Raw genomic sequence first — 9287 nt, forward strand, 5'->3', positions numbered from 1 at the left:
CTAAAATATCAGACCAGCGCCATGGGTCTGACCCTTCATAATTCCCATGTCAAAAAACCTCTTTGCTCTCACGCTCCTTTGCCTGTCCCTCTCGGCCTGTTCGACCCTGACTTCCCCCTTTTCGTCCGGCGCCGCGCCATCCGCTCAAACCGTCGCCCCCTACCGCGAACAGGTCGAGCTGACGGGCCGCCTGAACGTCGTGTACCAGAAGGATGACAAGCCCGAATCGGCCACCGTCAATTTCAACTGGCAGCAGACGGCGCAGCGCACGGACGTGACCTTGTATTCGCCCGTCGGCAGCACCCTGGCGACGATTGCCGTCACGCCGCAGCAAGCCGTGTTGACGCAAAGCGGCAAGGCGCCGCGCAGCGCACCCGATGTCGATGCTCTGAGCGCGCAGATGCTGGGCTGGTCCTTGCCCGTGTCGGGCTTGCGCGACTGGCTGCAAGGCCATGCCGTGGGTGCCGATGGCAAGCGCTTCGTCGCTTCGCCGGCCAACGACAGCGTCACCACGAAAGACGGCTGGCGCTTGCGCTATGTGTCGTGGCAAGATGCGGCCGACAATACATCGGGCGCCTTGCCCCAACCGCGGCGTATCGATGCCGAACGCAATGCCAGCGCGCAGGCCGATGCCGTCTCGCTGCGCATCGTGCTCGATGCTCCATCGGCTCAAGCACAATGACGTTGACTACCCTGAATAACTGCCCGGCCCCGGCCAAGCTGAACCTCTTTTTGCACGTCAACGGCCGCCGCGCCGATGGCTACCATCTGCTGCAGACGGTGTTCCAGTTGCTCGACCATGGCGACACCCTGCACTTCACGCTGCGCGACGACACGGCGATCCGCCGCGTGACGGAACTGGCCGGCGTGCCGCAAGAGCAAGACCTGATCATCCGCGCCGCGACACTGCTGCAGGCCGAAGTGCTGCGCCGCACGGGCGCCTTGCCGCGCGGCGTCGATATCGCCATCGACAAGGTGCTGCCCATGGGTGGCGGCCTCGGTGGCGGTTCTTCCGACGCGGCCACGGCCCTGATGGCCTTGAACCGCCTGTGGCAGGCGGGTTTGAGCCGCGAGGAATTGATGGCGCTGGGCTTGCCGCTGGGCGCCGACATCCCGTTTTTCATCTTTGGCGAGAATGCCTTTGCCGAAGGCGTGGGCGAAGCTTTGCAGCCCGTCGCCACGCCCGAGTGCTGGTATGTCGTGATCGAGCCTGGCGTGCAAGTGCCGACCGCCGCAATTTTTTGCGCGGAAGGCTTGACGAGAAATACCGAACCCGTCACAATAGCGGACTTTTCCAGGTACCTCGCAGAAGGAAACGATGCGGGCGGGTTTGGTAAGAATGATTTACAGCAAGTGGCATGCAGTCTTTTCAAGCCGGTAGCAGATGCGGTAGAATGGCTGAGTGCTTACGGTGAGGCCAGGATGACTGGCTCCGGTGCTTGTGTGTTTAGTGCGTTTGGCAGTCAGGAAGAAGCGGATGCGGTGCTCAGCAATGTGCCACCAGTCTGGATCGCCTGGAAGGCAAAAGCGCTGAATTATCACCCAATGCTCACCATGTTGTAGAGAGTAAAAAAAGATTTTGCTTAGCGTCAAATAGTCGGTATAATACTGGCCAACATGACGGCAAGCAGTCAGTAACGTAGGGGAATCGCCAAGCTGGTTAAGGCACTGGATTTTGATTCCAGCATGCGAAGGTTCGAATCCTTCTTCCCCTGCCACAATTTCACCGTAGTCTGTCGATGCGAAGTTGGCGTCCAGTACGGGAAAAAGCAGATGTGCCGCCACGCGGCATATTCTAAACATGACTGACCGGGCCTATGCCCGGTTAGTGCTTTTCAAGACTTCTATATCACCTCTTGGGACTCCCATGGCTTACGAAAACCTGATGGTTTTTACCGGCAACGCGAATCCAGCGTTGGCAGAGGGGGTCGCAAAAAACCTCGGCATCCCTCTCGGTAAAGCAAACGTTTCGAAATTCTCCGACGGCGAAGTAATGGTCGAGATTAACGAAAACGTACGCGGCAAGGATGTTTTTGTTTTGCAATCCACCTGTGCTCCAACCAACGACAGCCTGATGGAAATCATGCTGATGGTTGATGCCTTGAAACGTGCTTCCGCTGGCCGCATCACCGCCGCGATTCCTTACTTCGGCTACGCCCGCCAAGACCGTCGTCCACGCTCCGCGCGTGTGGCGATTTCGGCCAAGGTGGTGGCGAACATGCTGGAAGAAGCCGGTGTCGAGCGCGTCCTGATCATGGACTTGCACGCTGACCAGATTCAAGGTTTCTTCGATATCCCAGTCGACAATATTTACGCTTCGCCAATTTTGCTGGGCGACCTGCAAAAGAAAAACTACCAGGATCTGCTGGTGGTGTCACCGGACGTCGGCGGTGTGGTACGTGCGCGCGCCCTGGCAAAACGCCTGGGCTGCGACCTGGCCATCATCGACAAGCGTCGTCCAAAAGCGAACGTGTCCGAAGTGATGAACATCATCGGTGAAGTCGAAGGCCGCAACTGCGTGATCATGGATGATATGGTCGACACGGCAGGCACCTTGACCAAGGCTGCCGAAGTGCTCAAAGAGCGCGGCGCGAAAAAAGTCGTGGCGTATTGCACGCACGCGGTGCTGTCGGGCCCGGCGATCGACCGTATTTCGGCCTCGCCACTCGATGAGCTGGTCGTGACCGATACGATCCCCCTGTCCGAAGCGGCCCTGGCCTGCGGCAAGATCCGTCAATTGACGTGCGCGCCGCTGCTGGCCGAGACGTTCAAACGCATCATCAAGGGTGACTCCGTCATCTCGCTGTTCATCGACTGATTCGATCAGCAGTAACAGACGTAATGCCTGCGGCGCGACCGGCTTTTTGCCTGTTGCGCCGCAGTGTTTTAATTTTCGGGGTGTTTTGCACCCCATTTCCGAGGATTCCTGGTCGCGGGCATCCTCATAACACAAGGCGCAAGCCTTGTTCTTCTTGGAGTTTCACATGAAAGTTATCGCATTTAAACGCGAATTGCAAGGTTCCGGAGCGAGCCGCCGCCTGCGCATTTCCGGCCAAACCCCTGGTATCGTCTACGGTGGCGCTGAAGCCCCTGTGCTGATCTCGCTGGATCACAACGCCCTGTACCACGCGTTGAAAAAAGAAGTGTTCCACTCGTCGATCCTGGATCTGGAAATCGACGGCGTTTCCCAGCAAGTTCTGCTGCGCGACTTCCAAGTCCACGCATACAAACAACTGGTTCTGCACGCTGACTTCCAGCGCGTTGACGCTAAGCAAGCTATCCACGTGAAAGTGGCGCTGCACTTCGTAAACGCTGACGTTTCCCCAGCAGTCAAACTGCACGGCGCGACCATCAGCCACGTAGCCAACGAAATCGAAGTTTCGTGCCTGCCAGGCCAACTGCCAGAATTCATCAACGTTGACCTGTCGAACATCGACGTCGGTCACTCGCTGCACGTAGGCGACCTGGTCCTGCCAGCTGGCGTGACCGCTGTCACCCACGGCGCCAACCTGACCATCGCTACCGCTTCGGTACCGGCTGGCCACGTTGCTGCTGAAGCCGCTGCTGCTGAAGTTGTTGCTGACAAGAAGTAATTTTGCCGCCGCAGCAATGCGGTAGTCGCAAGGAAAAACCCGCCAGGTTCGCCGCGCGGGTTTTTTTCTGCCTGTTTTCACCGATAATGCTTTCTTTTACATTGCAGACACAGCCATGCCCATACGCCTGATCGTCGGCCTCGGCAACCCGGGACCCGAATACGAACAAACCCGCCACAATGCCGGCTTCTGGCTGGTGGACAATCTTGCCAACAGCTTGCCCGGCACGCGCTTGCAGCGCGATTCGCGCTACAACGCCATGCTGGCCAAGACCTCCATAGGTGGCAACGAAGTCTGGCTGCTCGAACCGCTGACCTTCATGAACCGCTCGGGCCAGTCCGTGGGCGCGCTGGCGCGCTTCTTCAAGATCGCCGCCGATGACGTGCTGGTCGTGCACGACGAACTCGATCTGATGCCCGGCATCGCGCGCCTGAAAAAGGGCGGCTCAGCCGGTGGCCACAATGGCTTGAAAGACATCACGGCCGCGCTGGGCACGCAGGATTACTGGCGCTTGCGCCTGGGCATCGGCCATCCGCGCACCCTGAGCCTGCAGCAGCAGGTGGCCGACTTCGTGCTGCACCGCCCGCGCCGCGAAGACCAGGAACTGATCGAGCAAGCGATCGATAAATCCTTGCAGGTGATGCCGCAGATCGTCGAAGGCAAGTTCGAAGCGGCCACCATGAAGCTGCATACGGCCTAGTTATTTTCCTGCCTGGCCGAAGCCGGCCATGATGGTTTTCGCCATCTGCTGCTGGCTGGCCTGGGCGCTGCTGCCTTCGCCCGCGTTGGCGGCGATCAACAAGCCGTCGCCGCTGCCGGGCGCCAGCGCGATCAGCGCGTGCCAGTAGCCGTTCGAGCCAAGGTGGGTGAGCACACGCTGCGGCGCTTGCGGTGGAAAATGCATCACGCCCCAGCCCAGGGCCGCATTCGTGTCGCCCTGCGCCGTGTGCAGCAACACATACGTTTCCCGTTTCAGCAGCTTGCCCTTGCCTTGTTCGCCGTGCAGTTGATCAAGCGCAAACTTGGCCCAGTCTTGCATGCTCAGGTGAATCTCCCCATCGGGCGCCATCATCAGCGGATTGCTGGCCATCAAGCCGGCGATCGGCTTGCCTTCCTTATGCCCCAGATTCTGTCCGCGCACGGTGGGGCCGAACGCGGCCCGCATGCCCAGCGGGCCGAACACTTCGGCCTGCATCAATTCCTCATACGTCTTGCCCGTGGCCTGTTCCGCGATGGCGGCGGCGATCATGGCGCCGCTGTTCGAGTAGTGCGATTCGCCGCGCGGCGCGGCCACTGGCGCGTCGGCCAGCGCGCGCTGCGCGTACTCCTGGCGCAGCAGCGGCAAGGGGCGCGTGTCCGCGTAGGTGGAATTGATCCACGCCTCGTCGGGATTGGGCGGCAGGCCGGCGCGGTGCGACAGCAGATCCATCAGGTTGACGTCGCGGTACTCGGCGCGCATGCCGCCAGCCAGCGCGGGCAGCATGCGCGACAGCGGCGCGTCCCATGACAGCACGCCCCGTTCCACCAGCCGCGCGATCAGGGTCACCGTCATGGCCTTGCCGTCCGAGCCGATATTCCACACATCATCGGCGCGCACGGCATCGTGGCCATCATTGGCGCGCACGCCAGCTTGCGCCTGCGCATCGATCTTGCCGTCGCGGATCACGAGTATGGCCATGGCCGGCACGCTCTTGTCGGCCAGCGCCTGCTGCAACATGGCGTTCACGTCATGGGCGCGGGCGGCGCCGCTGAGCAAAAAGGCGGTGCTGCAAACGAGCGAGGCAAGCAGGGTTTTCATGGTGTCTCCAGTCGATAGGGGTGGGCGAACATGTTAAAATGGTCGCAAAACATGATCTAATTATTGTTTTACGATAATTTATTCTAACGGCACTAGCCGCTTTCGTATACTTTTCTTTTAACTATGAAAAAAAATCAGACGGCGCCCGCGGCGCTGAGCCGGCGCGTGCGCTACGGCGTTTCGGGATTCTTTGTCTTGTACCTGCTGCTGACGGTGCTGGGCTGGCTGGCGCCCGCGCCGGCCGTGCAGGGAGCCGTCGGCAACGCCGGCATGTATGAGCTGTTGCTGCAATTGCAGAGCCAGACATTCGAGCGCCTGGCCGCCATGCCCTTGTGGCAGCGGGGACTGGGCCTGGCGCTGGCCTTGCCGGCCTTGTGCGTGCTGGGTGACGCCGTGCGCCAGCTGGCCGCGGTCTTGCGCCAGTTCGAGCAGGGCGTGTTTTTTACGCCGCAGGTAGCGCGGCACTTTCGCCGTTTCGCCGGCGGCTTGCTGCTGGGGACGGTGCTGACTTTGCTGGAACCGACCGTGCGCGGCATGCTGTTCGGCTTGCTGGAAGAGGGGACGAGCCAGTTGCGTCTGGTCATCGACATCACGGGCGGCGACCTGTGGACCTTGCTGCTGTGTTCCGTTTTCTTTGCGCTGGCGCAAATCCTCCATGAAGGCCAGCGATTGGCCGATGAAAACAGCGGGTTCATCTGATGGGTATCGTCGTGCGCCTCGACCTGGTACTGGCCAGGAAAAAAGTGAAATCGAAGGAACTGGCCGCCTTCATCGGCATCACGGAACAGAATTTGTCTCTCTTGAAATCGGGCAAGGTGCGCGGCGTGCGTTTCGATACCCTGTCGAAGATTTGCGAAATGCTCGAATGCCAGCCCGGCGACATCCTGGAATTCGATGCGTCGCAGCCGGACGACGGGGATGGCGGCAGTTAGCGGCACAGAGGGCGGTTTTTTTGAAGAGTTGGGTGCATAGAGGTACAATTGACCCTTACGAGCATTAATACAGCAAGATTATCCAGAAAACGCCGGTACAGGCCGTTTTTGCACCAGCCGCTTGCCGGCAAAATTGATTAATTAAAGGTTTTCCATGAGTCTCCAATGCGGTATCGTCGGCTTGCCGAACGTCGGCAAGTCCACCCTGTTCAATGCACTGACGAAAGCCGGCATCCCGGCTGAAAACTATCCGTTCTGCACCATCGAGCCGAACGTCGGCGTCGTCGAAGTGCCGGATCCGCGCATGGATGCGCTGGCCGCCATCGTCAAGCCGGAACGCATGGTCAACGCCATCGTGGAATTCGTCGACATCGCCGGCCTGGTGGCTGGTGCATCGAAGGGCGAGGGCCTGGGCAACCAGTTCCTGTCGCACATCCGCGAAACGGACGCCATCGTCAACGTCGTGCGCTGCTTCGAAGATGACAACGTCATCCACGTGGCTGGCAAGATCAACCCGCTCGACGATATCGAAGTCATCCAGACCGAACTGGCGCTGGCCGACATGGGCACCGTGGAAAAAGCGATCCACCGCGAAAACAAGAAAGCCCGCTCGGGCGACAAGGACGCGGCCAAGCTGCTGGCCATCATGGAACGCATGATGCCTTACCTGAACGACGCCAAGCCCGTGCGCGCCATGGGCCTGGACGCGGACGAAATGGAACTGATCAAGCCGCTGTGCCTGATCACGGCCAAGCCCGCCATGTTCGTGGCCAACGTGTCCGATTCGGGCTTCACGGACAACCCGCTGCTGGACCAGCTGACGGCCTATGCGCAATCGCAAAACGCCCCCATCGTCGCCATCTGCGCGGCGCTGGAAGCGGAAATCGCCGACCTGGACGACGCCGACAAGGGCGCTTTCCTGGCCGACATGGGCATGGAAGAGCCAGGCCTGGACCGTCTGATCCGCGCCGGCTACAAACTGCTGGGCCTGCAAACCTACTTCACGGCAGGCGTGAAGGAAGTGCGCGCGTGGACCGTCCCTGTGGGCGCCACGGCACCGCAAGCGGCCGGCGTGATCCACACCGACTTCGAACGCGGCTTCATCCGCGCGCAAACCATCGCCTATGATGACTTCATCGCCTACAAAGGCGAAGCGGGCGCCAAGGAAGCGGGCAAGATGCGCGCCGAGGGCAAGGAATACGTGGTCAAGGATGGCGACGTGCTGAACTTCCTGTTCAACGTCTAATCCCGACCCGCTCCCGTACGGAACCGCCACGAACCCTGCAAGTCATTGATTTGCAGGGTTTTTTATTGCCCGGATGGCCCAGCGGGCGCGGGATATGGTTGCGGCTGTCCTGTTTTTCACTATATAATGAGAATAATTCTCATTTATAATCCAATGCGCCTGTTCTTGCCGGCCGTTGGCGACAGGAAGGGTATCGTGAGCACCGCCGAGTTAGCGCTTCAGCAGCAAGTCAGCAGTCTGTACACCGACCACCATCACTGGCTGCGTGGCTTGCTGCGCCGTAAACTCGGCAATGCCTTCGATGCGGCCGACCTGGCGCATGACGTGTACCTGCACCTGATGAAGACGGGCAGGGTGCCTCCGGCCGGGGAGTCGCGCCGCCACCTGACGCAGATCGCCAACGGCATGGTCATCGACCTGTACCGCCGCCGCCAGATCGAGGCCGCCTACCTGGAAGTGCTGGCCTTGGTGCCCGAAGCGCTGGCGCCGTCCGAGGAAGAGCGCGCGCTGGTGATCGAGGCGCTGACGGAAATCGACGCGGTGCTGCACCAGCTGCCCGCCAAGGCACGCAAGGCCTTGTTGCTGTGCAAACTCGATGGCCTGAGCTACCGCGACATCGCCACCGAATTGCAGGTGTCCGTTTCGTCCGTCGAAAAATACATCGCCGCCGGTCTGCTGGCCTGCTACCAGGCCATGCACGCCCAAGGCGCCTGAACCATGGATGTGGTGATTGCACCGGCCATCGTGCAGCAGGCGGCCCAATGGATGGCGCGCCTGTGGTCCGATGACGCCAGCGACGAAGACCGGGCTGCCTGTGCCCGCTGGTGCGCAGCCCATCCGCACCACGCCATCGCCTGGCAGCGTTTGCAGGCGTTCGAGGGCAAGCTGCACAGCGTGCCGCGCGATGCGGCCCGGCACGCGCTGCGCGAACCGGCGCCAGCCGCCTACCTGAACCGCCGCCGTGCCCTGAAACTGCTGGCCGTGCTGCTGCCCGTGGGCGGCATGGCCTACATGCTGCGCGGCACGGATGCGTGGCAAGTGGCCACGGCAGGGCATGGCACGGCCACGGGCGAGATCCGCGAGATGACCTTGCCGGACGGCACGCGCGTGATGCTCGCTTCCGCTTCCGCCATCGATGTGCGCTTCGATGCCAGCGAGCGCTTGCTGATCCTGCGCAGCGGCGAAATCCTCGTCACGACGGCGCACGATCCCGATCCGGCCCAGCGGCCTTTCCGCGTGCAGGGCCGCCATGGCACGGTGCAGGCGCTGGGCACGCGTTTTACTTTACGCCAGGACGAATACACGTCGCGCGTGGCCGTCTTCGAGGGCGCCGTCGAAGTGCGCCTCGCGCATGCGCCGGGCCGCCCCGTGCGCATCGACACGGGCCAGGGCGCCGTCTACTCGGCCGACATCGTGCAGTCTGGCGCACCCGCGTCCGCCAGCGCCGCGGCCTGGGCCAAGGGCGTGCTGGTGGCCGACAACATGCGCCTCGATGAGCTGCTTGCGGAACTGGCCCGCTACCGTCCCGGCCTGCTGCGCTGCGACCCTGCCGTGGCCAGCCTCACCGTCAACGGCGTGTTTTCCTTGCGCGACACGGACCGCGCGCTGCACAACCTGGCGCTGGCCTTGCCCGTGCAGATCGTTGCGCGCACGCGCTACTGGGTGACCGTCCAGGCCGCTGCCTGACAATTTCGCGGACCCGATTGAGGGTTTTGCAT

11 protein-coding genes and 1 tRNA gene are annotated in these 9287 nt (G+C 61.5%); 11 read left to right on the plus strand and 1 reads right to left on the minus strand.

What is annotated here, in order from left to right; genetic code table 11:
- The first annotated feature begins 46 nt into the window (after positions 1-46).
- From AC4BCN_RS03765 to pth, 6 genes are all read left to right on the plus strand, one after another.
- Positions 47-682, plus strand: coding sequence for an outer membrane lipoprotein LolB (locus tag AC4BCN_RS03765; protein WP_490492595.1), 636 nt, complete (start codon positions 47-49; stop codon positions 680-682).
- Positions 679-1563, plus strand: a complete 885-nt coding sequence (ispE, locus tag AC4BCN_RS03770) for a 4-(cytidine 5'-diphospho)-2-C-methyl-D-erythritol kinase (protein ID WP_490492596.1) — start codon at positions 679-681, stop codon at positions 1561-1563. The genes AC4BCN_RS03765 and ispE overlap by 4 nt, the downstream gene beginning before the upstream one ends.
- Positions 1564-1641: 78 nt before the next feature.
- Positions 1642-1718, plus strand: a tRNA-Gln gene (locus AC4BCN_RS03775).
- Between the two features lie 149 nt (positions 1719-1867).
- Positions 1868-2818 (plus strand): ribose-phosphate pyrophosphokinase, encoded by a 951-nt coding sequence (locus AC4BCN_RS03780; RefSeq protein ID WP_034753270.1) that lies wholly within the window; start codon positions 1868-1870, stop codon positions 2816-2818.
- 166 nt (positions 2819-2984) lie between these two features.
- Positions 2985-3593, plus strand: a complete 609-nt coding sequence (locus AC4BCN_RS03785; protein ID WP_128141099.1) for a 50S ribosomal protein L25/general stress protein Ctc — start codon at positions 2985-2987, stop codon at positions 3591-3593.
- 115 nt (positions 3594-3708) lie between these two features.
- Entirely contained in the window at positions 3709-4293 is a 585-nt protein-coding gene (pth, locus tag AC4BCN_RS03790) for an aminoacyl-tRNA hydrolase (protein WP_490492597.1), read from the plus strand.
- Here the strand turns inward: pth and AC4BCN_RS03795 are convergent, their stop codons facing one another.
- The gene (locus AC4BCN_RS03795; protein WP_338680589.1) at positions 4294-5391 is read right to left on the minus strand and encodes a serine hydrolase domain-containing protein; all 1098 of its coding nucleotides are present in this window, start codon (positions 5389-5391) and stop codon (positions 4294-4296) included.
- A gap of 123 nt (positions 5392-5514) precedes the next feature.
- On the opposite strand from AC4BCN_RS03795, the gene AC4BCN_RS03800 reads away from it, so the two are divergent.
- The 5 genes from AC4BCN_RS03800 (at position 5515) to AC4BCN_RS03820 (ending at position 9255) form a co-directional block, all read left to right on the plus strand.
- A complete protein-coding gene (locus tag AC4BCN_RS03800; RefSeq protein ID WP_338680591.1) occupies positions 5515-6090 on the plus strand; it encodes a hypothetical protein in 576 nt (191 codons plus the stop codon).
- Positions 6090-6323 carry a helix-turn-helix domain-containing protein gene (locus AC4BCN_RS03805; protein WP_034753279.1) on the plus strand — a complete coding sequence of 78 codons (234 nt, stop codon included), beginning with the start codon at positions 6090-6092 and terminating at the stop codon, positions 6321-6323. Before AC4BCN_RS03800 ends, AC4BCN_RS03805 begins: the two co-directional genes overlap by 1 nt.
- Positions 6324-6477: 154 nt before the next feature.
- Positions 6478-7569, plus strand: coding sequence for a redox-regulated ATPase YchF (gene ychF / locus AC4BCN_RS03810; RefSeq protein WP_034753282.1), 1092 nt, complete (start codon positions 6478-6480; stop codon positions 7567-7569).
- A gap of 195 nt (positions 7570-7764) precedes the next feature.
- A complete protein-coding gene (locus AC4BCN_RS03815) occupies positions 7765-8283 on the plus strand; it encodes a sigma-70 family RNA polymerase sigma factor (protein ID WP_072457695.1) in 519 nt (172 codons plus the stop codon).
- A 3-nt stretch (positions 8284-8286) separates the two neighbouring features.
- Positions 8287-9255, plus strand: a complete 969-nt coding sequence (locus tag AC4BCN_RS03820) for a FecR domain-containing protein (RefSeq protein ID WP_490492598.1) — start codon at positions 8287-8289, stop codon at positions 9253-9255.
- Positions 9256-9287 lie beyond the last annotated feature (32 nt).

Source organism: Janthinobacterium sp. Bl 1, assembly GCF_058215535.1.